The sequence below is a fragment of the Mycolicibacterium sphagni genome (genome assembly GCF_002250655.1).
GTDB lineage: Bacteria > Actinomycetota > Actinomycetes > Mycobacteriales > Mycobacteriaceae > Mycobacterium > Mycobacterium sphagni.
The window spans coordinates 135,293-161,375 of sequence record NZ_NOZR01000010.1; the positions used below are offsets into that span (position 1 = coordinate 135,293).

Sequence of the window (26,083 nt, forward strand, 5' to 3'; positions counted from 1 at the left end):
CCCCGAATCTAGCGAGCCTCAACCTCGGGCTCGCCGCGCCGGACGAACACGGCCAGGACCGCGCCGACGGCTGCGGCCGCAGCTCCCGCCCACATCGACAGCTGCAAACCGGCCATGAACGCTTCGTGGCTGCCGCTGGTGATGGCAGCGGTCAGCTGCTGCGGTGCACCGGGAATTGACGGCGCCAAGCCCTTGGATACCAATTCCTTTGCCGGAGTCAACTTTTCGGCGACCGGCGCGGGGGTTCCCGCAGCGGTGAGCTTGTCGACCAGACTCGAGCCGACCGTGCTGGACAACACCGAGCCCAGGATCGTGGTGCCCAGCACGGCACCCAGCTGGACCGACGTGCTCTGGATGCCGCCGGCGACCCCGGCGTCGTCGACGGGTGCATTGCCCACGATGGCGTCGGAGCTCGCGGTCAACACCAAGCCGACGCCGGCACCCAGCAGGGCGAACGCCGGCCACATCGCGCCGTAACCCGAACCGGCCTGCAGTTGGCTCAGCAGGGCCAGGCCGCCTGCTGCGCCGAGTAGGCCGGCCACCATCGCCGGGCGCGGGCCGAACCGCTCGGTGAGGACGCCGGACAGCGGGGCCATGACCATCATCGCTGCGCTGAGCGGCAGGGTGCGGACACCGGTCTCCACCGGGCTCCAGCCCTGGAGGTTCTGCAGGTACAACGTCATGAAGAACAGCGCACCGAAGAGCGCGAAGAAGTTGATGGTGACGACTGCGGCGCCGATGGACAGCGACGGGTTGGCGAACAGTCGCAGGGGCAGCATCGGGTCGCCGATGTGCCGCTCGACGATCACGAAAGCGCCCATCAGAACGGCACCGCCGATCAGGAAGGCGACCGTCCGCGGGTCGAGCCAACCCCATTCCGGCGCCTTGATCAGGCCGTACACCAGCAGGAACAGACTGCCGGACAGGCTCAGGATGCCCGCCACGTCCAGCCGGGCCTTCTCGTCGCTGCGGCTTTCGACGATCGCGGCGGCTCCGATGAGCACGGCGATCACGGCGATCGGCACGTTGATGTAGAACACCGATTCCCAGCTGAGGTGTTCGACGAGCAAGCCGCCCAGCACGGGTCCGGCGGCCACCGAAACTCCAGTCGCCGCACCCCAAATGCCGATGGCGGTATTGAGTTTGTGCGGCGGGAAGGCGTTGCGGATGATCGCCAGCGTGCTCGGCATCAGCAGCGCCCCGAACACGCCCTGCAATGCGCGCATGACGATCACGCCGCTGACGGTGCCGATGAGGCCGATGCCGACCGAGGTGATGGCGAATCCGACCACGCCGATCAGGAAGACCGCGCGACGGCCGAACATGTCGCCGAGTTTGCCGCCGAAAATCAGCAGCGAGGCGAGGCTCAGTAGGTACGCGTCGGTTATCCACTGCAAGTCCGACAGCGACGCGTTGAGATCAATGGCGATTCGCGGGTTGGCGATCGCTACGACGGAGGCGTCCAGGCCGACCATGATGACGCCGACGGACACCGCAGCGAGGATCCACCAGGGATTCCCACGCAGGCCCTGCGTGGGTTGTGCGTGACGCGCATGTGCGGGCCGCTGAACTGTGGTGATGGCCACGGCTCGACTCCTTTCGATAAGTGGAGGGATTCCCCCACTTCTTCTTCTCGACCCTAGCCTCAACTGGTGGTGCGCCTCCACTTCTGGGGGTACGCTTGACCCGTGATTCCTGGCGCACAATGGGGTGTGGAGCGATCCAGGCCACTGCGAGCCGACGCCGAACGCAACCGGGAGCGAATCGTTTCCGCGGCCGCCCGACTGTTTGCTGAGCAAGGCCTGTCCGTCCCCTTGGAAGATGTCGCTCGCAGTGCGGGCGTCGGTGTCGCGACGCTGTACCGGCGCTTCCCGACTCGCACCGACCTGGCGATCGCGGCGTTCGAACGCAACATGACGTCCTATATCGACGCTGTCGACAAGGCGCTGAGCAATCCGCAGCCCTGGGATGGGTTCCGCGACCTCGTGTACGACCTGTGTGCGTTGCAGGCCTCCGACCCCGGTCTGCGGGCACTGCTGACGACCGCGTTTCCGGCCAGCTCGGTGATCGAGCAGCGTGCTACCGAAGCCATTGCCAAACTCGGCGAAGTCATCACCCGCGCTCAGCACGACGGGAAACTGCGCCCGGACATCGGTGTGGGCGACATCGTCGTGATGCTGCTGGCCGACACCGGTGTCCTCGAAGCCACCCGTGAGCACGCGCCCGGCGCGTGGCGCCGGTTCGCTGCACTCATGGTCGACTCGTTTCGGGTCGGGCCGCACGAGCCGCTGCCACCACCGACCCCGGCCGAAGAACTCCGAAGCTCGATCGCCATGCTGACGGGTGACACACTTCGCATCGAATCCCTGCCGACCACCGAATCCGAGGTTGCCCGTGACTGATCGCCCGACCGTCGACTTCCCGTCCCGCATCGGCGTGTGGTGGGCCAGCGAAAACTGGCCGATGCCGGCGGCCGTCGAGGTGGCCCAGGAGATCGAAGCGCTGGGCTACGGCTCGCTGTTCATCCCCGAGGTCGGATTGAAAGACGCCATGGTGCAGTCGGCGATCTTCTTAGCGGGCACGCAGCGGCTGGTGCTGGGCACGGGCATCGCGAACATCCACGCCCGGCTGCCGATGATCGCCGAAGGCGGCGGGCGCAGCATCACCGCCAGCTACCCGGGCCGGTTCGTGCTCGGTCTCGGCGTAAGCCACGGGCCGCTGGTGGAGAACATGATGGGCGGGACCTACGAGAAGCCGCTGGCCACCATGCGCGGGTACCTCGATCGGATGGCGGGGTTGCCGGAGTTCGTCGAACCCGGCTCGGGGCGGCCGACCCGCCTGCTCGCCGCGCTGGGACCGAAGATGATCGAGCTGTCGGGCACCCACGCCGACGGCGCGCATCCATACCTGGTGCTGCCTGAACAGACCTGCACCACCCGGGAAATCCTGGGACCGGACAAGTGGGTGGTGTCGGAGCAGGCCGTCGTCGTCGGCGAGAGCGCCGAGGAGCAAATGCGCAGAGCGCACCTGCACCTCGAGGTTTACTCGGGCCTGCCGAATTATCGGAACTCGTGGCTGCGGCAGGGCTTCGACGAGTCGGACCTGGTGCGCGGCGGCTCCGACCGACTGGCCGGCCGCATCGTCGGGCAGGGCTCCGTGGAGCAGGCCGCCGCTTCGGTGACTGCACACCTCGACGCCGGCGCCGACCACGTGGTGGTGCAGGTTCTCGGCGACGGAAACCCGGCCTGGAATCCGCGCCCGGCGCTGCGTGAATTGGCCGAGGTGCTCAACCTCAAGGGTTGATGGTGTTCTCGCCGACCTGGCGTCCCCAGACGTATTCGGTGAGGATGGGCTGGCCGAGTTCGAAGTGGTTGTACGGCGCGAGGGAAGCGCCGTAGTCGGCGACCAGGAACGGTGCCGGCCAAAAGTCATGCGTGACCGGTTGCCAACAGCCCGGCGCCCCGCCGGGGCCGCCCTTGGCGTTCACCCGCGGCAGGTTGTCGGGATACACGTAGGGGTTCGGCGCCCCCGTCAGCCCGATGTGGAAGTCGATCGAGTAACCGTTCCCGCCGGCGGCGTCCTTGGCGGTGGACGTGGCGTAGTTGCGGATGGTGCACAGGAATTCGGGGCTGTAGGTATCGAACAGTTGGGCGGTGGGGACGAGGTCGGCTTGGCCGCGTACGAAGTAGGGGCCGCCGCGTTCGAAGATGTCGGCGCCGGTGTTGCCGAACCCGGTGGAGGCCAGCAGCGCGGCATCGAGATCCTTCTGCTGCTGGTTGAGGGTGCGCGCGGTGGTGACCGCGTGATCCAGGAAGTCCCACAGGTCCGGGCTGGCCTTGATGTAGACATCGGCCAGCTTGGACAGCTGCTGGATATTGGTGCGGATCTGCGGCATCTGCGGATTGACGTCATCGAGGACCGCATTGCCGTTGACGATCGACTGCCCGAACTTGGTACCCAGACCACCCAGCGCCTCAGCAGCAGCCGACAACGTCAGATTCAGCTTGACCGGATCGACCTTCTCCGAGATCGACGTCAACGTCTCGAACAACGTGTTGAACTCCGTGGTCACGTGCGAGACGTCGATCACGTCCTTGCTGGAGATGCGCTGCTTGACCGGATCCGCCGGGCTGCGGAAGGACACGTACTTATTGCCGAAGACGGTGCTGGCCTTGACCTCCGCGATGGCATTGGCGGGGATCAACGCGATGTATTTGGGGTTGACGTCCAGCGACAGCTTGGCCTTGGTGGTGCCGTCCCGGTCGATGGGGTCGACGCCGGTGACCCGGCCGATCTCGACCCCGTTGTAGGTGACCTTCGAGCCCGGGTCCATCACCAGGCCGGCCCGCTGCGATATCAACGTCAGTTTGGTCATGGGTGTGAAATCGCCGCGGAACTGCATATAGACGGCCACCACGATGACGGTGACCAGGACGGCCGTCACCACGAACGCAGTCTTGAGAGGCGGGGAGTACTGCCAGTGCCGGGCGCGGGACTGGAACCACCCCGGCCGTCCGCCGTTACGGTCGCTCATCAGGTCCGCGCCCACCAATCACGGTTTCCCCCACCGTTCAACTGCAGATCGCCGTTCGTTCGTGTTGCCACTATCCCACGCAGGCCGGGGGCGCCGGGGCTTTCAGACCAATCGGTATCTGTGATGAATGAGAGTGGGCGGCGATGACGTGACCTGGATCACATGCTGACGCCTAGGCGGTCTGGTGGTCCACTCGTACTCGCTCCGAAACTGGCTGCAGCTCACCATATTTGGGCTTTCTGCCATCGCCGGATGATCGCCCGCGTGCGTGGCGCCACAACCATGGGATGAGCAGCCCCCGGGTCCACTGGACTTGGGCGTAGGTGCGGTGCCACGTGTTGTCGCGAATCTCTTCGCCGCTGGGCAGTGCCCAATCATGGTTACTGCCAGGAAGTTTCAACGCCTCGGCCGCCGCATCGGCAAACAGGATGTGACCCCTTGTCGACGCATGCATGCGGTCATGGCTCCAGATCGACGGCTCGTTCATCGATTCCGCGTTGTAGAGGTCGACCAATCCGAACCCGTGCAGATCGGCTGCGCCCTTGATGACATCGTTGACCTCCCGGATGCGCGAACCGATCAGCCGGCCGACCGGCAGCATTTTGGCGACGTCGGGGAACAGCGTCGTGACGACGGTCGCCCCGGAGTCCGCGAGCTGTTGGTAGACGTTCTCGAGATCGGCCATCGCGGCGGTGAACATCCGGCCGGGTCTGGTCACGTCGTTCATCCCGACGCACACGGTGACCAGATCGGGCTCCATCGCTAGTGCTTGGGGCAGTTGCTCATTGAGAACGTCGATCACGCGCTTACCCCGGATCGCGAGGTTGGCGTACATCAGCCCGGGGTACCGGGCGTCCAATAGGGCCGCGAGCCGGTCGGCGAATCCGATCACACCGATGGTGTCATCGCCGTCCCACAGGCCCTCGGTCTGGCTGTCGCCGATCGCGACGTACCGGGAGAAACCGATGTCCGACACGATCTTCCACTCTAGTGCCACGCACGCCAGTACGATCGGCAGGCAAAGGGGAAGGCGGGGTGTACAAACGGTGAAGTCGGTGGAGTCGGCCGAATCCACGGTGCCGCTTTCGGATCGCCTGCACCCGAACCCGCGCCAGCGGCTTATCGATGCGCTTGCCGCCTCGATCACCGACGTCGGATATTCGGCCACCACGGTCGCCGACATCGTGCGCCTGGCGCGGACCTCGCGGCGCACCTTCTACGAATACTTCACCGACCGGGAAGCCTGTCTGGTCGCGCTGCTCACCGACACCAACCGCCGCGCCGTGGAGACCATCTCGGGGGCGGTCGACCCGACGGCGCCGTGGGAGACGCAGATCCGGCAGGCGGTCCAGGCGTGGGTGGCCAACGCCGAGTCGCGGCCGGCGGTGATGCTGAGCTGGATCCGCGACGTGCCAGCGCTGGGAATGGCGGCCCGCGAACTGCAGCGCGAAGTCACCGAATCGTTCATCGCGATGGTCCGGACCCTCTCCGACACTGAGGAATTGCGGGCCGCGGGCATCCCGATGGTCTCCCGTCAGCGGGCGCTCATGCTGATCGGGGGCTTAAGGGAACTGACCGCGGTGACGGTCGAAAGCGGCGGGCGGATGAGCGATGTCACCGACGAAGCGGTCGACGCCGCGATCGCGCTGCTCGGGCCGCCCCGCAGCGGTTGAGGGCGGTTTACTTCTTCAGCCAGGTGCGAACCCTGGCCAGATCGCGGGTGTAGCCCTCGTACATCTCGTTGTCGAAGAGCGATGCACCGCTAATCGTGTCGGAGCCCTGCCAGATCACGCGGACCCGGTACCTGTCGCGCAGGTACACGTCGGTGCGGCCGAGTTCCCGGCGATGCCAGCCCTTCTCCTCGCTGGCCTCCGCAAGGGTCTGCCGCTCGTCGGTGCCAGACATCAGTGCTTGCTCCTCTTGGGTGTCAGTGTGGTGCCCCGACGGCCAACAGTACTGCGGCGCCTATGCGAGCTGACCGTTGTGCCGATCGGTACATCGGCGTACCGTGGCGGTACAGCGACGTACCGAAGCGAAGGGATGAAGCACGATGGCGCAGGCGACGAGCGATCCGGTGCGACTGCCACCCGGTCCGCGCACCCCCAAACTGGTCCAGGGCCTGCAGTTCTTCAGCTCCCGGCGCGCCGCGGTGGGTGACCTGACCAGGCGATACGGGTCGGCCGTCACCCTGAACCTGCCGGTCTTCGGCAAAGCGGTGGTGATCAGCGAGCCCGCCCTGGTCAAAGATCTGTTCACCACCGGCAGCGACCTGGTGGGCCGGGCGACGAACCTGGGTGCGGTGCTCGGCCCGGGTTCCACGTTCAGCCTGGACGGCGACGAACACCGCGAGCGGCGCAAACTGCTGGTGCCGCCCTTTCACGGCAAGCGAATGCAGGGCTATGAGGCCATCGTCGAAGAAGAGGTGATGCGCGAGATCGCCGGCTGGCCCGAGGGCGTTGAGTTCGAGACTCTGCCGTCGATGATGCACATCACCCTCAACGCGATCTTGCGCACCGTTTTCGGGGCCGAGGGGGCGGCGTTCGACGAGCTGCGCGAACAGCTGCCCAAGGCCGTTGTGGTCGGGTCCCGGCTGGCCGTGATGCCCAAGTTCTTCCGCCGCGACTTCGGCCCGCGCAGCCCGGGCGGTGCCATGCGGCGGTATCGGCATCGCTACGACGAGATCGTCGACTCGCTGATCACCGATGCCCGCAACGACCCGGCGTTCGAGGAACGCCCAGATGTGTTGTCGCTGATGCTGCGCGCCCGCTACGAAGACGGGTCCGCGATCTCTGACCGCCACATCGCCGACGAACTGCTGACCCTGTTGACGGCCGGGCACGAGACCACCGCGACCACGTTGGCGTGGCTGATAGAGCGTGTGCGCCGGCACCCGCAGCTGTTGGAGCGGCTGACCGCGGAGGTCGACGCCGACGGCTCCGAATTGCAGCAGGCCACGATCTGGGAGGTGCAGCGGACGCGGCCCGTCATCGACGGGACCTCGCGGCTCACCCTGCAACGAATACGACTCGGCGAGTGGGTGATTCCCGAGAAGCACGTCGTGATCGTCAGCATCGCCGGGGCGCACGCCAGGCGTGACCGGTTCGACGACCCGTCTGCGTTCGACCCGGATCGGTTCGTCGGCAACCCGCCGGACAATTACGCCTGGATTCCGTTCGGCGGAGGGTTCCGGCGCTGCATCGGTGCCGCGTTCGCCAACATGGAGATGCGGGTTACTCTGCGAACTCTACTGCGCGAGTTCCGCTTTGAGCCCACCAATGCCCCGGGCGAGGCTTACCACTCACGGGGGATCGCCAACGCTCCCGGCGACGGCGGACTCGCCGTCGTCCACCGGCGGTCCGACGCCTGGTTGCCGACCGTCGGGACAACAGCGGGGGCGCTCGGTTCGTCCACCTCGTGACCATCGTTTTCGACTGGAGAGAACAAAGGCCCTGTCAGCGCAGGCGCCCGGGCTGATCGGATGGTGGGGCGATCGGCGCGAGGCTGAAAGCACCGCACGTACTTTGATCAGCTGGGGACGCTGCGCCGGGATACTCACCTACGACCATCCGTCGGGGATGATCAGCGCCGCTCACGGTGCCGGTGGTTCGCCGGCGAGTTGATGAGTTCGCGGCGGCCCGACACTGATGTCTTTTCGGCTTGATACGTGGGAGATCCGTTGGGGCCGTTCGTAATGCACTCGCAAAGAGACATCATTCTCAGTCCCGACGGCACAAGTCCCTGCCGCGCCGGCGCTGGCTGGCACGGAATCCGGCCGGCCGGTGAGACAGCCTGGACGAATCCTGGGAATCTGTGGGGAAATCAGTGGGCGGGCATCACGACGGCAGTCGGCGGTTGAGCAAGATTCCGGCACCCACGGACAATGCGAGAGCCAACGCACCGAGGGCGATCCAGCCTGCGCTGGCATCGCCACGCACCACCTGGTATCCGATCTGCTGGTCGAGTGTTGCGTAAGCCCGCTTGAGTTCATCGAGGCTGCCGGCCTGGAAGGCCTGACCGCCGCTCAGTTCGGCGATCTCGGCCAGCGACTCGTCATCGGTCGGGACCGGTATCGATTGACCGTCGATCTCGACGACCCCGTCCTTGGTACCGAAGGAGATCGTGGAAATCGGCACGCCCTGCTCTTTGGCGGCCCGCGCCGCGGTGAAAGCGCCTCGCGGTGCATCGAGGTCGGGTGGCACCGTCTCCTTGCCGTCGGACTCGAGCACGATGCGGGCGGGCGGCGGGCCGTCGCCGCCACCCATGACCGCCCCGGTCGTGGCGATCGCCTGCAGGGCGGTGAAGATGCCCTCCCCGGTCGCGGTCCGCGGTTCCGGAACGAGCCGGTCGATCGCCTGCTTGACCTGGTCGTGGTCGGTCGTGGGCGCAACCAGCAGCGTTGCCCCGGAAGAGAATTTCACCAACCCGAGATTGATGCCCGGGGTGAGCAAGTCGGTGAAATGCTTCCCCGCCTCCCGGGCGGCGATGATCCTGCTCGGTGCGACGTCGGTCGCGGTCATCGACTCCGAGACATCGATGACCAGCATGACCACCGCGCGATTCCGTGGGATCCGAATGTCATGGGTAGGTCCGGCCATCGCGGTGGTCAGCAACGCCAGTGCTGCGACCAGTAACGCAGCCGGAAGATGCCGCCACCTGCGCGGCTTGCGCCCCTCGGCCACCTGCTCGAGCAGTGGCATGTTGGCGAATCGCAGCACCCGCCTGGTGCGGCTGCGCTGAATGAAGATGTAGACGACGACGGCGGCGGCGACGATCAGGAGGTACAGGAAGAACCAGGGGGCGGTGAATCCAGCCAATGACAGCGAACTCACAGCTGATCCCATTCCATTCCCAAGGATTCGTCGCCGATCAGGGCCACACAACTGCGCATCTGATCGCCTCTCTTAATCAACACCGGTACAAAGGACACGTTAATCACCGCTGCGGACAAGTATCCGCGACGAACGACGGGAGCGGTTCCGACGTGACTGTGCCGACATATGCCGGACCATCCACTGGACATCGTGAATGACCATTCCCGGCATCGGCGCGCTGAGTGTTTCGGCGCTCGCGCACCCAGCCATGCTTCTGCTGGCGCTCGTCCCTGTCCTACTGCTCGCCCTCTATGTCGGCGCGCAGCTGCACCGAGCACGGCGGCTGCGACGCTTCAGTACGCCCGCCGCTCTGGATCGCCTCTCGCCGCAGCGGCCGCACGCGTGGCGGCATGTGCCTGTCGCCCTGGCACTGGTTGCTCTGGTGCTCCTCACCGTCGCCCTGGCCGGACCGACCCATCAGGCACGCATTCCGCGTAACCGGGCCGTCGTCATGCTCGTCATCGACGTGTCGCAGTCGATGCAGGCCAAGGACGTGCCTCCGACCCGGCTGCGGGCAGCGCAGGACGCGGGCAAGCGGTTCGCCCAACAATTGACACCGGGAGTGAACCTCGGGCTGATTTCCTTTTCCGGCAACGTGAACCTGCTGGTATCGCCGACTCCCGACCACAGCGCCACCATCACCGCACTCGACAAGCTGCAAACCGACAATTCCACGGCCACCGGTGAAGCCCTCTTCACCGCGTTGGAGTCCATTCGGACCGTCATGACCGTCCTGACGAGCGGCGATGCGACACCTCCGCCGGCCCGCATCGTGCTGCTCTCCGACGGCGGGGAGAACAAGCCGGCCAACCCCGACAATCCGCGCGGCGACTTCACCGCGGCCAGGGCTGCCAAGGACCAGGGTGTGCCCATATCCACCATCACGTTCGGTACGAAAGCCGGCGCCGTCATCCTCGACAAGGAATCGATTCCCGTACCGTCGGACGACACGCAGATGAAGCGGATCGCCGAATTGTCCGGCGGACAGAGCTACACCGCGACCAATATCGAAGAGCTCGACCGCAGCTATGCGTCGGTCCTCCAGCAAGTGGGCTACCAGACGGTGAGCATGCCGGCCGGCGGCGGCTGGCTGCGCGTGGCCGTGTTGGTGGCGACGATCGCGACGTTCGCGGCCCTGGCGATCAACAGGCGATTGCCAGTCTGAGCCGGTCTCCCAGGCCGCCGCGATTTACCTGATATCCCAACGCTTTCGAGCGATGCCGCCGAGAAGCGCCGTCGCCGTCTGCAGCGAGGTATGGTGGCGTTCGGATGCCATCGGCCGCCTCTGTTTCGCGAAATCTCATTGTCGGACTGGTCGATTGCAGCTGAGGAGGCACCGAATGATCACCGCCGACAACGTTCGCCGACTGCTCGCCAGTGACACCGACACGGTGTTGGTCCTCGTCGAAGGGCGCGTCGAGGTCGTCGGCCGGGCCGCGCTGGACAGCGACGCCTATCGCGGCGCGCTGCAGGTCATCACCCGGGACGAGCTGCTGGAGCAGGCCGGCGGCGAGCAGCTGTCGGATCGTGAATTGGCCGAGCAGGCGGCCGCCCTCGACATGGCCGTCTCAGAACTCGGCGGTTAGTCAGGCGAGTCGGGCGCGCGCGACCAGATCGACTGCAGCCGAACGTAATTCGTCAGCCGAGGACAACGGCGCGCCGAATCCGACCCGGGTATAGCCGGCGCCGCGAGGCGTGTCGACGCGCAGATCGAGCCCATAACGGTCGATGCCCGTGCACACCGCGACCGTCGTGTCGGGATAGCCGCCCAGCGCCCGCGCCATCTCCACCAGGTTGTCGGCGTGGTCGGCGTTGAGGTGGGCGATCGCCCCGCCGGCATTCGGGCGAACCGGGTCGGCTGCGGCTGCGGCGTAGTCGGCCGCCGTCGCCGAATCCATCCGGCCGTAGCCGCCGACCCAGCGAACCCGATGCACCCGCAGGACCCACAGGGTGAAGTCGGAGTAGTCGACGTAGTACTTCGCGGCCGCGACGGCGGCCAGATGGGCATCGCGTGACGCACGCAATTCGTCGCCAGTCGGGCGTTCGGCGACGCCGGCCAGGGTGATCCGGCCACTGGCCAGCGGGTCGGACTCGGTGGTGGGCGCGACGATGGCCAGGCTGGCGCGGGGATCGCCGGCGAGGTTTCGGCCGTGCTCGGCCATGTTGGAGACGCAGAGCACCGGCGCGCCGTCGAGCAGCCCGTAGGTGACGAACGAGGCCCACGGATCCCCGGTGGCGGTCAGCGACGCCAGCGTCGCGGTGTTCGTCGATGCGGCGATGCTGCGGGCCTCCTCGGCAGCCGAGGGCCGCGTCGCGTCGGCGATATCGGTCAGCGGCGGCGGAACCGAGGGCGCATCGCCGGGGTCGCCATGATCGCGGGTAACCACCGGTGGAACATACCGCGCCCACTCCGCTCGCTGCGGCGGCCGTCGGCCTGGACCTGCGCGCGACGCAGCACTCGTTCGGTGTCAGCGATCAGTAATCCCTTCCCGGACAACTTGATCCAACCTTGGTTGGCGAAATCGGAGAGCACTTTGTTGACGGTTTCCCGCGACGAGCCGACCAACTGGGCGATCTCGTCCTGGGTCAGGTCGTGGTCGACCTGCACCGAGCCGTCGCGCTGCACACTGAATCGCTGGGCCAACCGCAACAGCTGCTTGGCCACCCGGCCGGAGGCATCTGTGGACACCAGATCATTGCGGCTGGTCATCACGAAACGGCAAGACAGCATCTCCGACGCACCCCCGCAGGTACGTTGGCGAGCATGGGTCAGGACACGGATTTCACCGGCGAGGAACGCGACCGTATCGAAGGCGAACTGGCCGATCTGCGCCGTCGCCGCGACGAGCTGCGCGCTGAGCTGCAGGGTGACGCCGACACCGTCGGAGATCGCGGCGACGCCGCCGACGCGCTGCAGCGCTCGGAGGATCTGGCCGGCATCGACGAGCGGATCAACCAGCTGACCTGGCTGCTGGCCGGTGGCAATGCGGATAGCCCGGGCCAACTGCCCAACGGCACCGAGGTCACGGTGCGCTTCCCCGGCGACGAGCCACTGCGGATGCGGATCGTCCATTTCCTGGAGGAGACGCCGGCCGGCGAAGAGGACACCACCGTGACCTCGGACAGTCCGCTGGGCCTAGCGTTGTTCGGGCGGCGGCCCGGTGAGACCGTCACCTACTCAACGCCGCGGGGCGAGCTACAGGTCGACCTGCTCGCCATCGATTTTCCGAACGAGCGATAAACGAGCGATAGAGGTGCGATGCGGGCGATAAGGGTGACCGAGCTGGCCGGTCCGGAGTCGGTGCAGCTGGTCGAAATCGACGAGCCGACCGGTGAGGGCGCGATCCTGGTCGACGTCCACGCCGCCGGTGTGGCGTTTCCCGACGCACTGCTGACCCGCGGGCTCTACCAGTACAAGCCGGAACTGCCGTTCACCCTCGGCGCCGAGATCGCCGGTGTGGTGCGGTCGGCTCCCGCTGACGCCCCGGTGAAGGCCGGCGACCGAGTGGCCGGCCTGACGATGATCACCGGCGCAATGGCCGAGACGGTGGAACTCACCCCCGATCGGGTGTTCCCGTTGCCCGACAACGTCAGTTTCGCCGCCGGTGCCGGGCTGCTGTTCAACGACCTGACGGTGTACTTCGCGCTGACCGTGCGGGCCAGGCTGGCCGAAGGCGAGACGGTGCTGGTGCACGGCGCGGCCGGCGGCATCGGCACCTCGACGTTGCGGCTCGCCCCGGCGCTGGGCGCCAGCCGGGTGATCGCGGTGGTGAGCACCGAGGACAAGATCGACATTGCCAGGGCAGCCGGCGCCACCGACGTCGTGTTGGCCGACGGATTCAAGGACGCGGTCACCGAGCTGACCGGCGGCAAGGGCGTCGACATCGTGATGGACCCCGTCGGCGGCGACCGGTTCACTGATTCGCTGCGCTCGCTGGCGCCGGGCGGACGGCTGCTGGTGGTCGGCTTCACCGGCGGTGAGATCCCTACCGTCAAGGTCAACCGGCTGCTGCTGAACAACATCGACGTCGTCGGGGTCGGCTGGGGCGCCTGGACGATGTCGCATCCCGGCGCGCTGACCGAGCAGTGGGACGGGCTCGCCGCGCTGCTCACCTCGGGTGCGCTGGCCGCGCCGCAGCCGGAGATCTATCCGCTGGAGCAGGCCGCCGCCGCGGTCGCTTCGCTGGAGAACCGTACCGCGAAAGGCAAGGTCGTCGTGCGCATTCGCGACGCGTAGTAAATCTGTTCTGCTCCAAGTGTTTTGACCTGCCGGGTTGCCGGTGGACGACTCGACCACTACAACGGTGGACGGACAATGACGTCGCAGACGGTTCGGTTCGGCCAGTGTGGGGTAGTGGAACGTAGATGGAGTTGACCAGCGACCCGGCAGAGGGCAGCCACATAGAGGGCGGTGTCGTCGAGCACCCCAATGCAGACGACTTCGGGCAGGCACACGCACTGCCCGCCGACCGCACGTGGTTCAAGAGCGCGGTGTTCTACGAAGTGCTGGTGCGGGCGTTCTACGACTCGAACTCCGACGGCGTGGGGGACCTGCGTGGCCTGATCGAGCGACTCGACTACCTGCAATGGCTCGGCGTCGACTGCTTGTGGCTGCCGCCGTTCTACGACTCACCGCTGCGCGACGGCGGCTATGACATCCGCGATTTCTACAAGGTGCTGCCCGAGTTCGGCACCGTCGAGGATTTCGTCGCGCTGCTCGACGCCGCACACCGCCGCGGCATCCGGATCATCACCGACCTGGTGATGAACCACACGTCGGATTCGCACCCCTGGTTCCAGGAGTCCCGTCGCGACCCGGACGGCCCCTACGGGGACTTCTACGTCTGGAGCGACAGCAGCCAGCTCTACAGCGAGGCCCGGATCATCTTCGTCGACACCGAGGAGTCGAACTGGACGTTCGATCCGGTGCGCAAGCAGTTCTACTGGCACCGGTTCTTCTCTCATCAGCCTGACCTGAACTACGACAACCCCGCCGTGCAAGAGGCGATGATCGACGTGCTGCGATTCTGGCTGGATCTCGGGATCGACGGCTTCCGATTGGACGCGGTGCCGTACCTGTTCGAGCGGGAGGGCACCAACTGCGAGAACCTGCCCGAGACGCACGCCTTCCTCAAGCACTGCCGCAAGGTCATCGACGACGAATTCCCCGGGCGGGTGCTGCTGGCTGAGGCCAACCAGTGGCCGGCCGACGTCGTCGAGTACTTCGGCGACCCGGCGACCGGCGGCGACGAGTGCCACATGGCGTTCCACTTCCCGCTGATGCCGCGGATCTTCATGGCGGTACGCCGGGAGTCCCGCTTCCCGATCTCGGAGATCCTGGCGCAAACCCCGGCGATTCCGGAGATGGCGCAGTGGGGCATCTTCCTGCGCAACCACGACGAGTTGACGCTGGAGATGGTCAGCGACGAAGAGCGTGACTACATGTACGCCGAGTACGCCAAAGACCCGCGGATGAAGGCCAACGTGGGAATCCGCCGGCGGCTGGCGCCCCTGCTGGAGAACGACCGCAACCAGATGCAGTTGTTCACCGCCCTGCTGCTGTCGTTGCCCGGCTCGCCGGTGCTGTACTACGGCGACGAGATCGGGATGGGCGACATCATCTGGCTCGGTGACCGCGACGGCGTGCGCACCCCGATGCAGTGGACACCGGATCGAAACGCAGGCTTCTCCACCGCGAACCCGGGCCGGCTGTACCTGCCGCCGAACCAGGATCCGATCTACGGCTACCAGTCGGTGAACGTCGAAGCGCAGCGGGACAGTTCGACGTCTCTGCTGAACTGGACGCGGACCATGCTGGCGGTGCGGCGCCGTTACGACGCCTTCGTCACCGGAACGTTCCGGGAATTGAGCGGCACCAACCCGTCAGTACTGACCTACGTACGCGAGATAGACGACGGCGACACGGTGCTGTGTGTGAACAATCTGTCCCGCTTCCCGCAGCCGATCGAGTTGAATCTGCAGCATTGGAACACCTTCACGCCGGTGGAGCTGACGGGGCATGTGCCGTTCCCGAGGATCGGTCAACTGCCCTATCTGCTGACACTGCCGGGGCACGGGTTCTACTGGTTCAGGTTGAGTCCGTCGGAGGAGAAGCAATGAGCTCACCGATGACGCTGCCCTGGGCCGACTGGTTACCGACCCGACGGTGGTACGCAGGTCGCAGCCGAGTGTTGTCGTCCGCCCAGACTGCCGAGACGGTGCCGCTGCGGCCCGACCTGGATCTGATGCTGGTCGACGTCACCTACACGGATGGCTCTGCCGAGCGGTATCAGGTTGTCGTCCAATGGGATTCGGCGCCGGTGAAGGAGTACGACACTATCGCCACTATCGCCGCATACGACGATCACACCGCGTACGACGGACTCTACGACCCGTCGTCGGTGCAGTTCCTGCTGGCGCTCATCGACTCGGCGGCCACGATCGGTGAGATCACCTTCACCAAAGAGCCGGGCGTGACGCTGCCGTTGGAGGCCGCGCCCCGGGTCTCGGACGCCGAGCAGAGCAACACCAGTGTGGTGTTCGACGACCAGGCGATCTTCAAACTGTTCCGCAGGGTGGCCACCGGGATCAATCCCGACATCGAGCTCAACCGGGTGCTGGGGCGGGCGGGCAACCCGCACGTGGCCAGGCTGCTGGGCTCGTTCGAGACGACCTCGCAGGGCCAGCCATGCCCGCTGGGCATGGTGACGGCTTTTGCTCCGAATTCCGCTGAGGGCTGGGACATGGCCACCGCCAGCACCCGCGACCTGTATGCCGAGGGCGACCTCTACGCCTATGAGGTCGGCGGTGATTTCGCCGCGGAGGCATACCGATTGGGCGAGGCGGTGGCGTCGGTGCACGCCACCCTGGCCCGGGAGCTGGGCACCTCGACGGCGGTGCTGCCCGTCGACGTCATGCGTGAACGGCTGGGCACCGCCGCGGCCGCGGTCCCCGAGCTCGCCGAATATCTGCCCGCCATCAAGGAGCGCTACGCCAAGCTCGAAGACGAGCCGGTGACCGTGCAGCGCGTGCACGGGGATCTGCATCTTGGTCAGGCGCTGCGCACCCCGGAGGGCTGGCTCCTGATCGACTTCGAAGGCGAGCCGGGCCAGCCGCTGGAGGAGCGACGCAAACCGGACTCAGCGTTGCGCGACATCGCCGGCATGCTGCGCTCGTTCGAATACGCGGCGTACCAACAGCTCGTGGGCCAGAGCGACGATCGGCAGCTCGCGGCGCGAGCAAAGGAATGGGTCGACCGCAACTGTGCGTCGTTCTGCGACGGGTACGCCGCCGAATCCGAAACCGATCCTCGGGACCACGCCACGGTGCTGGCCGCCTACGAGCTGGACAAAGCGGTGTACGAGGCGGCCTACGAGGCACGGCACCGGCCGAGCTGGCTGCACATTCCGCTGCGCTCGATCGCCCGGCTGGTGGGCTGAGGTCCGCACGGCTTCTCCACAGGCTGTCGCCGCGGCGGTCTACGGTTATCCCCGATGGCCCTGCACTTGCATCGCGCCGAGCGCACCGACCTGCTCGCTGACGGTCTCGGCGCGCTGTTGGTCAACCCGCAATCCGACCCGTTCGCCGCCGAACTCGTCGTCGTGCCGGCTCGCGGGGTCGAACGCTGGCTGAGCCAGCGGCTCTCCCACGTTCTCGGCAGCACAGGAGGCGGCGGGGTCTGCGCGGGCGTCTCGTTCCGGTCCCCGGCGTCGCTCATCGCCGAGATCGCCGGCACCGGCGAGGACGACCCGTGGGCGGCCGACGCGATGGCCTGGCCGCTGCTCGACGTCATCGACGCCAGCGTTGACGAACCTTGGTGCCGCACCCTGGCCACTCACCTCGGGCACTTCGTGGCCGGCGAGGAAAAGGAGCTGCGCCAGGGCAGGCGTTATGCGGTCGCCCGCCGGCTGGCCGGGCTGTTCGCCTCCTACGCCCGCCAGCGTCCGCAGCTGCTGGCCGACTGGCTGGCCGGCGACAGCGCCGGCCTGGACGCCGACCTGCAGTGGCAGCCGCACCTGTGGCGTGCTCTGGTCGACACGATGGCCCTCGATCCGCCGCACATCCGTCATGCGAAAACCCTTGCGCAACTGCGTGAGTCGGGCACAGGCCTGCCGGCCCGGTTGTCACTGTTCGGGCACACCCGGCTGCCGGGCACCGATATCGAGCTGATCAGCGCGCTGGCCGAACACCATGACGTGCACCTGTGGCTGCCGCACCCCAGCGCCGCGCTGTGGACCGCGCTGGGTGAGCTGCACGGCACGATCGACCGTCGCGATGACACCAGTCATCGGCTCGCCGCCCACCCGCTGCTGGCCACCCTCGGACGCGACCTGCGCGAGCTGCAACGAAGCCTGCCTGCTGACGTCGCCACTGACGAATTCCTGCGCGGTGGCCCGCCACCGGACACCCTGCTGGGCTGGCTGCAGTCCGATATTGCCGCCAATGCCGTTCGGCCACAAGGCCGTTCACACACACCCGGCGACCGTTCCGTGCAGGTGCACAGCTGCCACGGACCTGCCCGCCAGGTCGATGTCCTGCGTGAGGTCCTGCTGGGCCTGCTCGCCGAGGACCGCACCCTGGAACCCCGCGACATCCTGGTGATGTGCCCTGATATCGACACCTACGCGCCGCTGATCGTCGCGGATTTCGGGCTGGGCGACGTCGTCCCCGGTGCCCACCCGGCCCATCAGCTGCGGGTGCGGCTGGCCGACCGCGCGCTGATCCAGACCAACCCGCTGCTCGGGGTGGCCGCCAAACTTCTGACTCTGGCCGGCAGCCGGGTGACCGCCACCGAGGTCCTGGACTTCGCGCACCTCGAACCGGTGCGCGCGCGTTTCGCGTTCAGCGACGACGACCTCGAGACAATCACCCGCTGGGTGCAGCAGGCCAACATCCGGTGGGGTTTCGACCAGGAGCACCGCGCGCCGTTCGGCATCCCGTTCATCCAGAACACTTGGCGCTTCGGGCTCGACCGGGTGCTGGCCGGGGTCGCCATGTCGGACGACTCGAAGGATTGGCTCGGCGTCACGCTGCCGCTGGACGACGTTGGCAGCAACAGCGTCGAACTGGCCGGCCGGCTTGCCGAGTACGTCGCGCGACTGCAGCGCACCGTCGAATCCCTCAGCGGGGTCCGGCCGTTGGCGGACTGGCTGGGCGCACTGCAGGACGGTGTCGGGCAGCTGACGCTGACCACCGGGGACGACGCGTGGCAGACCAGCCAGTTGCAGCGCGAGTTCGGTGACGTGCTGACGACGGTAGGAGCGCGCGCGGCTATCGGTATGCGGCTACCCGATATCACCGCGCTGTTGGGCCGCCATCTCGCGGGGCGGCCGACAAGGGCCAACTTCCGCACCGGCACCCTGACGGTGTGCACCATGGTCCCGATGCGGTCGGTGCCCCACCGGGTGGTCTGCCTTGTCGGCCTCGACGACACGGTGTTCCCGCGCATCGGAGTGGTCGACGGTGACGATGCACTGGCCCGCGACCCGATGACCGGCGAGCGTGACGTCCGCTCCGAAGATCGTCAGCTGCTGCTCGACGCGATCTGCGCAGCCACCGACAAGCTTGTCATCACCTACACCGGCGCTAACGAGTATTCCGGGCACCCCCGCCCACCCGCGGTGCCGTTGGCCGAGCTGCTCGACGCCCTGGACCGGACCACCGAAGTGCCGGTCCGCGAACACATTCGAGTCAAGCACCCGTTGCAGCCCTTCGACGTTCGCAACGTCACCCCAGGCGCGCTCGGGGTACCGGGCGAGCCGTTCACATTCGACTCCAGCGTGCTGGCGGCGGCGTCGATCACCGGGGGCCAACGACCCGAGCAGCCCGACCTGCTGGCCCGGCCGTTGCCCGCGCCTGCCCCTGACGACGTGACGCTCGCCGATCTGCAGAAGTTCTTCGCCAACCCGGTGAAGGGATTCTTCACCGCCCTCGACGTGACGTTGCCCTGGGAGGTCGAAGGCATCGAGGACGCCATGCCGGTCGAGATCGACAACCTACAGCAGTGGACGGTCGGCCAGCGGCTGCTCACCGACATGCTGGCGGGCATGGACCCTGAGCGGGCCGGACAGGCGGAATGGCGCCGGGGAGCGTTGCCGCCTGGCCGGCTGGGTTGGCGAACCTCGGTCGAACTACGCGACCAGGCAACCGAACTGGCCAGGGCGGCGCTGGTTCGTCGGACCGGCACGCCGCAGTCCTACGACGTTGACGTCGACCTCGGCGGAGGTCGCCGGCTGACCGGCACCGTCCCCGAGGTGTTCGGCAAGCGGCTGCTGGAGGTGACGTTCTCCAAGCTCGACGCCCCGCATCTGCTGCGCGCCTGGATCCCTATGCTGGCACTGTCGGCTGCCCTTCCCGGCCAGTGGTCGGCGGTGTGCATCGGCAGGCAGCGACGCCGGACGGGCGTGGCTGAACGCGCGCTGGGGTCACCACAGGAGGATCCGGTGGGAATCCTGCGTGACCTGGTGGCGATCTACGACGCCGGACGGCGGGAGCCGATTCCGTTGCCCATCAAGACGTCACATGCCTGGGCGGTGGCGCGGATCAGCGGCCAGGACGCGAGAAGTGAAGCCTCCTCCACCTGGCGCTACGAGCGTGACGACCCCGCCATCGAGCGCGTCTGGGGCCGTGAACCGGCTTTGGATTTGCTCCTGACACCGGTGCGGCCCGGCGAAGAGGCCGACGGCGAGACCACGCGACTGGGTGCCTACGCCTCGCGGCTGTGGGCGCCGCTGCTGCGCGCCGAGGATGGCGCCTGATGCACGAGTTCGACCTGTTGGGACCTCTTCCAGCCGACGGCTCCACGACGGTGCTGGAGGCCAGTGCCGGCACCGGTAAGACATTCACGCTGGCTGGGCTGGTGACCCGCTATGTCGCCGAAGGCCGGGCGAGCCTGGACCAGATGCTGCTGATCACCTTCAGTCGAGCGGCCACCCAGGAGCTGCGCGAGCGGGTGCGCCACGCACTGCAGGACGCGTTGCGGGCGTTCGACGACCCAAACCTGGCTCAGGGCAACGCCGTCTCCGCCGCGCTGATCGTCGGCGAGCTGGACGAAGTGACTGAACGCAGGCGACGGCTGCGCGACGCCTTGGCCGGGTTCGACGCCGCCACGATCGCCACCACTCACCAGTTCTGCCATCTGGTTCTGAAATCCCTTGGTGTTGCCGGTGATACCGATTCTCACGTGACGCTGGCCGATAGCCTGGACGACTTGGTCGCCGAGGTCGTCGACGACCTGTACCTGCGGCATTTCGGGCAAGAGCGAGAGCGACCGCCGATCACGCGCGGCGAAGCGCTCAAGCTGGCTCGTGAGGTCGTCGCCAACCCTGGAACCGAGCTCCGGCCGGCCGGTCCGCCCCCGGGTTCGCTGCCCGCGGTGCGGGTCGGATTCGCCAACGACGTTCTGGCCGAACTGGATCGGCGCAAGCGCCGCCGTGGCATCCTGAGCTACGACGATCTACTCAGCCGGCTGGCCGACGCCTTGGACACAGCAGAGTCACCCGCCGCCGAACGGATGCGGCAGCGATGGTCGGTGGTGATGGTCGACGAGTTCCAGGACACCGACCCGGTGCAGTGGCAAGTCATCGAGCGGGCGTTCGGCGGCTTCTCGACACTGATCCTCATCGGTGACCCCAAGCAGGCGATCTACGCGTTTCGCGGCGGGGACATCTTCACCTACCTGCATGCCGCCAAGACCGCGGGCCAGCGGCGCACCCTTGGCGTCAATTGGCGCAGCGACTCGGCGTTGGTGGACCGCCTGCAAGTTGTGCTCGGCGGCGCCGAACTCGGCGACCCGGATATCAAGGTCCTCGACGTCGAGGCTCATCACCGCGGGCACCGGCTGTCCGCAGCGCCGTACAACGAGCCGTTCCGGTTACGGGTGGTCAGCCGAGAGGCGTTCGGGCAGCGCGGAACCCGGACGATCCGGATGGACACGCTGCGCCGGCATATCGCGGCCGACCTGGCCGCCGACGTCGCCGCGCTACTGGCCAGTCAGGCAACCTTCGACGGGGCACCGTTGCAGGCCCACCAGATCGCCGTCATCACCGAAAGCCATGCCGACGCCCGCGCCTGCTTCGACGCGCTGGTGACGGCCGGGGTGCCCGCCGTCTACACCGGCGATACCGATGTGCTCAAGTCGCAGGCCGCCGATGACTGGCTGAGCCTGCTGGAAGCGTTCGATCAGCTGCACCGTCCCGGGCTGGTGCGGGCAGCGGCCACCACGATGTTCTTCGGGATGACCGCCGAAGACCTCGCCGACGGCGGCGACGAGCTGACCGACCGGATCGCGGACACGTTGCGGCAGTGGGCCGACCACGCGCGCGAAGCCGGTGTGGCGGCGGTCTTCGAGGCCGCGCAGCTGGCCGGCATGGGCAAGCGCGTGCTGTCGTGGGCCGGTGGCGAACGAAATATGACCGACCTGGCGCACGTCACCCAGCTTCTGCACGATGTCGCCCACCGGGAACGCTTCAGCCTCACCGCATTACGCGACTGGCTGCGCACCCAGCGCGACGAACGCAGCGGCGCCCCCGAACGCAACCGCCGGCTGGACAGCGACGCGGCGGCGGTGCAGATTATGACGGTGTGGGTCAGCAAGGGCCTGCAGTTCCCGGTCGTCTACCTGCCCTTCACCTTCAATCGCTATGTGCGCAGCGAAGATCTGGTCCGCTTCCACGTCGGGGACAGCCGGTGCCTGCACGTCGGCGGCGAGCAAAGCACCGAGCTGGTGACCGCACAGAGCCTGGGCCGCCGCGAAGCCGCGGGGGAGGAGACTCGCCTGACCTATGTCGCGATGACGCGGGCCCAATCCCAGGTGGTGGCCTGGTGGGCGCCGTCGTGGGACGAACCCAATGGGGGGTTATCGCGGCTGCTGCGGGGCCGCCGTCCCGGCCAGGCCGTCGTTCCGGATCGCTGTGATCCCGAACGGGTCGACGACGCCGACGCGGTGGCGCTGTTGCGGGAATGGGAAGCGGCGGGCGGGCCTGTGCTGGAAGAATCGATCATCGCGCCGCCGGCCGAGCTGGCCGGCCCGCAGACGCGGGATCACCTCGGGGTCAGGCACTTTCACCGTGGTATCGACACCACCTGGCGCCGGACCTCGTATTCGGGGTTGATCCGTGCCGCTGAGTCACCGGGTGTGGGCAGTGAACCCGAGGTGGTGCAGCTCGACGACGAGGTCGCTGACATCGCGGTGAGCGCACCATCGGTGGGGCCGGATTCGCCATCGCCGATGGCGAACCTGCCGACCGGAGCCAAGTTCGGCACGCTGGTGCACGCGGTGCTGGAGACCGCCGACCCGCTGGCGGGTGACCTCGCCGGGGAACTACAGACCCAGGTTGAAAGGCACGCGGTGTGGTGGCCGGTGGATGTTCCCGCCGCCGAGCTGGCCGCGGCGCTGGTGCCGATGCACGACACACCGCTGGGCCCGCTGGCCGACGGGCTCACCCTGCGCCAGATCGGGCTACCAGACAGGTTGTGCGAGATGGACTTCGAGTTCCCGCTGGCCGGTGGTGAGCTGCCTTCGGCTGGGCCGGAGGTTCGCCTCGCGGACGTCGGCCGGCTGTTACGTGAGCATCTCCCGGCCGACGACCCACTCGCGCCGTACGTCGACCGGCTGACCGGCGGCGCGCTGGGTAGCCAGACCCTGCGCGGCTATCTGTCCGGATCGCTGGACGTGGTGCTGCGGATACCCGACGGCACGGGGCATCGCTACCTGGTGGTCGACTACAAGACCAATTGGCTCGGTGACGGCGACCGCCCGCTGTCGGCCGCCGACTACGACCGGGCCAGAATGGCCGAGGCGATGCTGCATTCGGACTATCCTTTGCAGGCGTTGCTGTACAGCGTTGTGCTGCACCGGTTCCTGCGCTGGCGTCAGTCCGGCTACGACCCGGAGCGGCACCTGGGCGGGGTGCTGTATCTGTTCGTTCGCGGTATGTGCGGTCCGGACACCCCGACGGTCGGAGGGCATCCCGCAGGAGTCTTCAGCTGGCGCCCGCCCGCGGTCCTGGTGGTGGCGGTGTCGGACCTGCTCGACGGCCGGCAGGTGGCGGCGTGACCGTCGAATTGACCGATCCCGCGGACTGGCGGTGCAGCGCGGAAGCCACCGGCCTGCTGCGGATCTTCAACGACGCAGGCGCCATCGAGGCCGCCGATGTTCTTGTCGCCCAACGATTGACGGTATTGGGTAACGAGGCCGACGAACGAGTCGCCTTGGCGATCGCATTCGTGGTGCGCGCGGTGCGGGGCGGGTCGGTGTGTGTGGAACTAGCGTCGGTGCCCGCCCAAGTCGAGATCCACGACTTGCCGTGGCCGGAACCGGGGGAGTGGCTGGCCGCCGTCGCGTCCAGCCCGCTGCTGAGCTCGCCGGCAGTCTTGCACCTCGATGAGGATCTGCTGTACTTCGACCGGTACTGGCTCGAGGAACGTCAGGTCGCCACCGATGTGCTGGCGTTGGCCGCCGTCCGCGCGCACGGCGAACTGCCCGATATCGCAAGGCTTTTCCCGAAAGGTTTCGAGGAGCAGCGTGCGGCCGCCGAGATCGCGCTGTCGCGGGGCCTGACGGTGCTGACCGGCGGGCCCGGCACCGGCAAGACCACCACCGTCGCGCGACTGCTGGCGTTGTTGGCCGAGCAGGCCCACTTCGACGGTAAACCCCCGCTGCGTATCGCGCTGGCGGCACCGACCGGAAAGGCCGCCGCCCGGCTGCAGGAGGCCGTTCAACTCGTGGTCAACGGACTGGATCCGGTTGACCGTGACCGACTTCAGGGATTGCGTGCCACCACGCTGCACCGGCTGCTGGGGCCGCTGCCCCGGACGTCGGCGCGGTTCCGGCATCACCGCGGGAACCGGCTGCCGCACGACGTGATCGTCGTCGACGAGACGTCGATGGTGTCGCTGACGATGATGGCCCGGCTGGTCGAGGCGGTCCGTCCGGATTCGCGGCTGCTGCTGGTAGGTGACCCCGACCAGCTGGCGTCGGTGGATGCCGGTGCGGTACTGGCTGATGTGGTCGAGGGGCTCAGCGCGCGCGGTGACACCCCGGTGGCCACACTCCTTCGGGCGCACCGGTTCGGTCCCTCGATCGGCGCGCTGGCGGGGGCGATCCGGGCCGGGGACGCCAACCGCGCGATCGACGTGCTCAACGCCGGTGGCGAGCACATCGAGTGGGTAGACACCGAAGAACCGGCCGACGCTCTGCGCACTATCCTGGTGCCGCATGCGCTTCGCCTGCGGGAGGCTGCGGTGCTCGGCAACGGGCCGGCCGCGCTGGCCACTCTGGAGGAGCACCGGCTGCTGTGCGCGCACCGGCGCGGCCCACACGGGGTGGCCTTCTGGAACCACCAGGTCGAACGATGGCTGGCTGAGGAAACCGATTCCCCACAGTGGGCATCGTGGTACGCGGGGCGGCCGGTGCTGGTCACCGCCAACGACTACGGGCTGCGGCTGTACAACGGGGACGTCGGGGTCACCGTGCTGCGTGACGGGGTCCTGCGGGCGGTGATGGCCGGTGCGGAGGGCTCGGTGGAACTCGCGACCAACCGGCTGGCCGATGTCGACACCATGCACGCGATGACCATTCACAAGAGCCAGGGCAGTCAGGCCAGTGAAGTGACCGTGCTTCTGCCGCCGACAGATTCGCGGCTACTGAGCCGTGAGCTGCTGTACACCGCGGTCACCCGGGCCGAGAACAAGGTGCGGGTGGTCGGCTCGGCCGAGCAGCTGCGCGCCGCGATCGCGCGCCGGGCTGCGCGGGCCTCGGGGCTCAGCCGCCGCCTGCAGGACTGACACCCGGCGATTACTAGGGCCGCGCCGAGGGGTCGGCGGTGGCTTCGATTTTGGTGACCAGGCGGTCGCGGATGGTCAGCACGACAACGGCGAAAAGCCGCCGCTGGCTGAACGCCAGCGCGACCGGCCGCCCGACCGGACCGCTGACGAGGGTGGCTCCAGTGAGGTAGCGCAGCAGGTTGGTGCCGACGGCCTCGCGACCGTGGTTGACCTGCGGCGGCGGCGCGGGTTCGGCGAGGATCGTGCCGACGCCCCACACGTCGGGGGCCAGCACCTCGGTGAGCGCGGCCAGGTCGCCTCCTGCGCAGGCAGCGATGAATCGTTCGGTGACGAGCTGGTGTTCGTCATGGTCGACCTCGGCGGTGACGGGCGCGGCGGCGTGGACCTTCATGCGCGCGCGGCGAGCCAGTTGGCGGCATGTCGCGGGTGGGCGCCCGACGGTCGCGGCGATCTCGTCGAACGGCACCCGGAAGACATCGTGCAGCACAAACGCCACCCGCTCGGGCGCGGTGAGCCGGCCCAGCACCTCGAACAACGCGTCGTGCACCTCGTCGTCGAGGGTGACCCGCTCGCCCGGATCGAGCGAGGGACTGTGATGCAGTGGCGCCCGGCGTTCCATGACCTCGGGCTCGGCCGTGCTGACCCGTCGATGCCGGACCGAGCGCACCTGATCCAAACACAGTCTGCTGCTGACCACGGTGAGCCAGCCGCGCGGATCGTCGATCTGGTCGATCTCGGCCTGTGACAGTCGTAGAAAAGCCTCCTGCACAATGTCTTCCGCGTCCCCGATATCACCGACCATCTGGTAGGCCAGGTTGATCAGATACGGGCGGTGGGCAGCCAGCAGGCCGGCGATCGGATCGCTCATGTCATAGACGACGAATCGGCATGG

General features: G+C 67.5%; 20 protein-coding genes and 1 pseudogene. 13 read left to right on the plus strand and 8 right to left on the minus strand.

What is annotated here, in order from left to right:
* Positions 1–8 precede the first annotated feature (8 nt).
* Positions 9–1,586 carry an MFS transporter gene (locus CG716_RS14105; RefSeq protein ID WP_094480536.1) on the minus strand — a complete coding sequence of 526 codons (1,578 nt, stop codon included), beginning with the start codon at positions 1,584–1,586 and terminating at the stop codon, positions 9–11.
* A gap of 102 nt (positions 1,587–1,688) precedes the next feature.
* On the opposite strand from CG716_RS14105, the gene CG716_RS14110 reads away from it, so the two are divergent.
* Positions 1,689–2,402, plus strand: coding sequence for a TetR/AcrR family transcriptional regulator (locus tag CG716_RS14110; RefSeq protein ID WP_234817844.1), 714 nt, complete (start codon positions 1,689–1,691; stop codon positions 2,400–2,402).
* Positions 2,395–3,303 carry an LLM class F420-dependent oxidoreductase gene (locus CG716_RS14115; RefSeq protein ID WP_234817845.1) on the plus strand — a complete coding sequence of 303 codons (909 nt, stop codon included), beginning with the start codon at positions 2,395–2,397 and terminating at the stop codon, positions 3,301–3,303. Before CG716_RS14110 ends, CG716_RS14115 begins: the two co-directional genes overlap by 8 nt.
* Here CG716_RS14115 and CG716_RS14120 read toward each other — a convergent pair.
* Together CG716_RS14120 and CG716_RS14125 are read right to left on the minus strand one after the other, a co-directional pair.
* Entirely contained in the window at positions 3,293–4,534 is a 1,242-nt protein-coding gene (locus CG716_RS14120) for an MCE family protein (RefSeq protein ID WP_094480658.1), read from the minus strand. The genes CG716_RS14115 and CG716_RS14120 overlap by 11 nt on opposite strands.
* 172 nt (positions 4,535–4,706) lie before the next feature.
* On the minus strand, positions 4,707–5,510 hold the full coding sequence (locus CG716_RS14125) for an SGNH/GDSL hydrolase family protein (RefSeq protein WP_234817846.1): 804 nt from the start codon (positions 5,508–5,510) through the stop codon (positions 4,707–4,709).
* Positions 5,511–5,589: 79 nt separating this feature from the next.
* On the opposite strand from CG716_RS14125, the gene CG716_RS14130 reads away from it, so the two are divergent.
* Complete coding sequence (locus tag CG716_RS14130; RefSeq protein ID WP_094480662.1) at positions 5,590–6,207, plus strand: TetR/AcrR family transcriptional regulator; 618 nt, start codon at positions 5,590–5,592, stop codon at positions 6,205–6,207.
* Positions 6,208–6,214: 7 nt separating this feature from the next.
* Here the strand turns inward: CG716_RS14130 and CG716_RS14135 are convergent, their stop codons facing one another.
* Positions 6,215–6,439 (minus strand): hypothetical protein, encoded by a 225-nt coding sequence (locus tag CG716_RS14135; protein WP_094480540.1) that lies wholly within the window; start codon positions 6,437–6,439, stop codon positions 6,215–6,217.
* Between the two features lie 145 nt (positions 6,440–6,584).
* On the opposite strand from CG716_RS14135, the gene CG716_RS14140 reads away from it, so the two are divergent.
* On the plus strand, positions 6,585–7,952 hold the full coding sequence (locus CG716_RS14140) for a cytochrome P450 (protein WP_094480542.1): 1,368 nt from the start codon (positions 6,585–6,587) through the stop codon (positions 7,950–7,952).
* A 415-nt stretch (positions 7,953–8,367) separates the two neighbouring features.
* Here the strand turns inward: CG716_RS14140 and CG716_RS14145 are convergent, their stop codons facing one another.
* Complete coding sequence (locus tag CG716_RS14145) at positions 8,368–9,363, minus strand: VWA domain-containing protein (protein WP_234817847.1); 996 nt, start codon at positions 9,361–9,363, stop codon at positions 8,368–8,370.
* A 196-nt stretch (positions 9,364–9,559) separates the two neighbouring features.
* Here CG716_RS14145 and CG716_RS14150 point away from each other — a divergent pair, with 196 nt between their 5' ends.
* Positions 9,560–10,570, plus strand: a complete 1,011-nt coding sequence (locus CG716_RS14150; RefSeq protein ID WP_094480546.1) for a VWA domain-containing protein — start codon at positions 9,560–9,562, stop codon at positions 10,568–10,570.
* A 175-nt stretch (positions 10,571–10,745) separates the two neighbouring features.
* The gene (locus tag CG716_RS14155) at positions 10,746–10,991 is read left to right on the plus strand and encodes a hypothetical protein (protein ID WP_094480548.1); all 246 of its coding nucleotides are present in this window, start codon (positions 10,746–10,748) and stop codon (positions 10,989–10,991) included.
* Here the strand turns inward: CG716_RS14155 and CG716_RS14160 are convergent, their stop codons facing one another.
* Positions 10,992–11,792, minus strand: coding sequence for a HugZ family pyridoxamine 5'-phosphate oxidase (locus CG716_RS14160; protein ID WP_094480550.1), 801 nt, complete (start codon positions 11,790–11,792; stop codon positions 10,992–10,994). It abuts the gene before it with no gap.
* A 53-nt stretch (positions 11,793–11,845) separates the two neighbouring features.
* Positions 11,846–12,103 (minus strand): annotated as a pseudogene (locus tag CG716_RS14165) (Crp/Fnr family transcriptional regulator); the annotation flags it as partial.
* A 66-nt stretch (positions 12,104–12,169) separates the two neighbouring features.
* Here CG716_RS14165 and CG716_RS14170 point away from each other — a divergent pair.
* The 7 genes from CG716_RS14170 to recD all read left to right on the plus strand — a co-directional run bounded on the left by CG716_RS14170 (position 12,170) and on the right by recD (position 25,191).
* Positions 12,170–12,646, plus strand: coding sequence for a GreA/GreB family elongation factor (locus CG716_RS14170; protein ID WP_094480554.1), 477 nt, complete (start codon positions 12,170–12,172; stop codon positions 12,644–12,646).
* 18 nt (positions 12,647–12,664) lie between these two features.
* A complete protein-coding gene (locus tag CG716_RS14175; RefSeq protein ID WP_094480556.1) occupies positions 12,665–13,642 on the plus strand; it encodes an NADPH:quinone oxidoreductase family protein in 978 nt (325 codons plus the stop codon).
* A 128-nt stretch (positions 13,643–13,770) separates the two neighbouring features.
* On the plus strand, positions 13,771–15,525 hold the full coding sequence (gene treS / locus CG716_RS14180) for a maltose alpha-D-glucosyltransferase (RefSeq protein ID WP_094480558.1): 1,755 nt from the start codon (positions 13,771–13,773) through the stop codon (positions 15,523–15,525).
* An 8-nt stretch (positions 15,526–15,533) separates the two neighbouring features.
* The gene (locus tag CG716_RS14185; RefSeq protein WP_207760685.1) at positions 15,534–16,844 is read left to right on the plus strand and encodes a maltokinase N-terminal cap-like domain-containing protein; all 1,311 of its coding nucleotides are present in this window, start codon (positions 15,534–15,536) and stop codon (positions 16,842–16,844) included.
* Between the two features lie 54 nt (positions 16,845–16,898).
* Complete coding sequence (gene recC / locus CG716_RS14190) at positions 16,899–20,162, plus strand: exodeoxyribonuclease V subunit gamma (protein WP_094480562.1); 3,264 nt, start codon at positions 16,899–16,901, stop codon at positions 20,160–20,162.
* Entirely contained in the window at positions 20,162–23,461 is a 3,300-nt protein-coding gene (gene recB / locus CG716_RS14195; RefSeq protein WP_094480664.1) for an exodeoxyribonuclease V subunit beta, read from the plus strand. Before recC ends, recB begins: the two co-directional genes overlap by 1 nt.
* The gene (gene recD, locus CG716_RS14200) at positions 23,458–25,191 is read left to right on the plus strand and encodes an exodeoxyribonuclease V subunit alpha (RefSeq protein ID WP_094480564.1); all 1,734 of its coding nucleotides are present in this window, start codon (positions 23,458–23,460) and stop codon (positions 25,189–25,191) included. Before recB ends, recD begins: the two co-directional genes overlap by 4 nt.
* A gap of 13 nt (positions 25,192–25,204) precedes the next feature.
* Here the strand turns inward: recD and sigI are convergent, their stop codons facing one another.
* Complete coding sequence (gene sigI, locus CG716_RS14205; RefSeq protein ID WP_094480566.1) at positions 25,205–26,059, minus strand: RNA polymerase sigma factor SigI; 855 nt, start codon at positions 26,057–26,059, stop codon at positions 25,205–25,207.
* Positions 26,060–26,083 lie beyond the last annotated feature (24 nt).

Excerpts from the sequence above, each read along its gene's own strand:
- CG716_RS14120 (WP_094480658.1), bottom strand. The coding sequence starts at position 4,534 with ATGAGCGACCGTAACGGCGGACGGCCGGGGTGGTTCCAGTCCCGCGCC.
- CG716_RS14135 (WP_094480540.1), bottom strand. The coding sequence starts at position 6,439 with ATGTCTGGCACCGACGAGCGGCAGACCCTTGCGGAGGCCAGCGAGGAG.
- CG716_RS14140 (WP_094480542.1), top strand. The coding sequence starts at position 6,585 with ATGGCGCAGGCGACGAGCGATCCGGTGCGACTGCCACCCGGTCCGCGC.
- CG716_RS14150 (WP_094480546.1), top strand. The coding sequence starts at position 9,560 with ATGACCATTCCCGGCATCGGCGCGCTGAGTGTTTCGGCGCTCGCGCAC.
- CG716_RS14155 (WP_094480548.1), top strand. The coding sequence starts at position 10,746 with ATGATCACCGCCGACAACGTTCGCCGACTGCTCGCCAGTGACACCGAC.
- CG716_RS14170 (WP_094480554.1), top strand. The coding sequence starts at position 12,170 with ATGGGTCAGGACACGGATTTCACCGGCGAGGAACGCGACCGTATCGAA.
- CG716_RS14175 (WP_094480556.1), top strand. The coding sequence starts at position 12,665 with ATGCGGGCGATAAGGGTGACCGAGCTGGCCGGTCCGGAGTCGGTGCAG.
- treS (WP_094480558.1), top strand. The coding sequence starts at position 13,771 with ATGGAGTTGACCAGCGACCCGGCAGAGGGCAGCCACATAGAGGGCGGT.
- CG716_RS14185 (WP_207760685.1), top strand. The coding sequence starts at position 15,534 with ATGACGCTGCCCTGGGCCGACTGGTTACCGACCCGACGGTGGTACGCA.
- recC (WP_094480562.1), top strand. The coding sequence starts at position 16,899 with ATGGCCCTGCACTTGCATCGCGCCGAGCGCACCGACCTGCTCGCTGAC.
- recB (WP_094480664.1), top strand. The coding sequence starts at position 20,162 with ATGCACGAGTTCGACCTGTTGGGACCTCTTCCAGCCGACGGCTCCACG.
- sigI (WP_094480566.1), bottom strand. The coding sequence starts at position 26,059 with ATGAGCGATCCGATCGCCGGCCTGCTGGCTGCCCACCGCCCGTATCTG.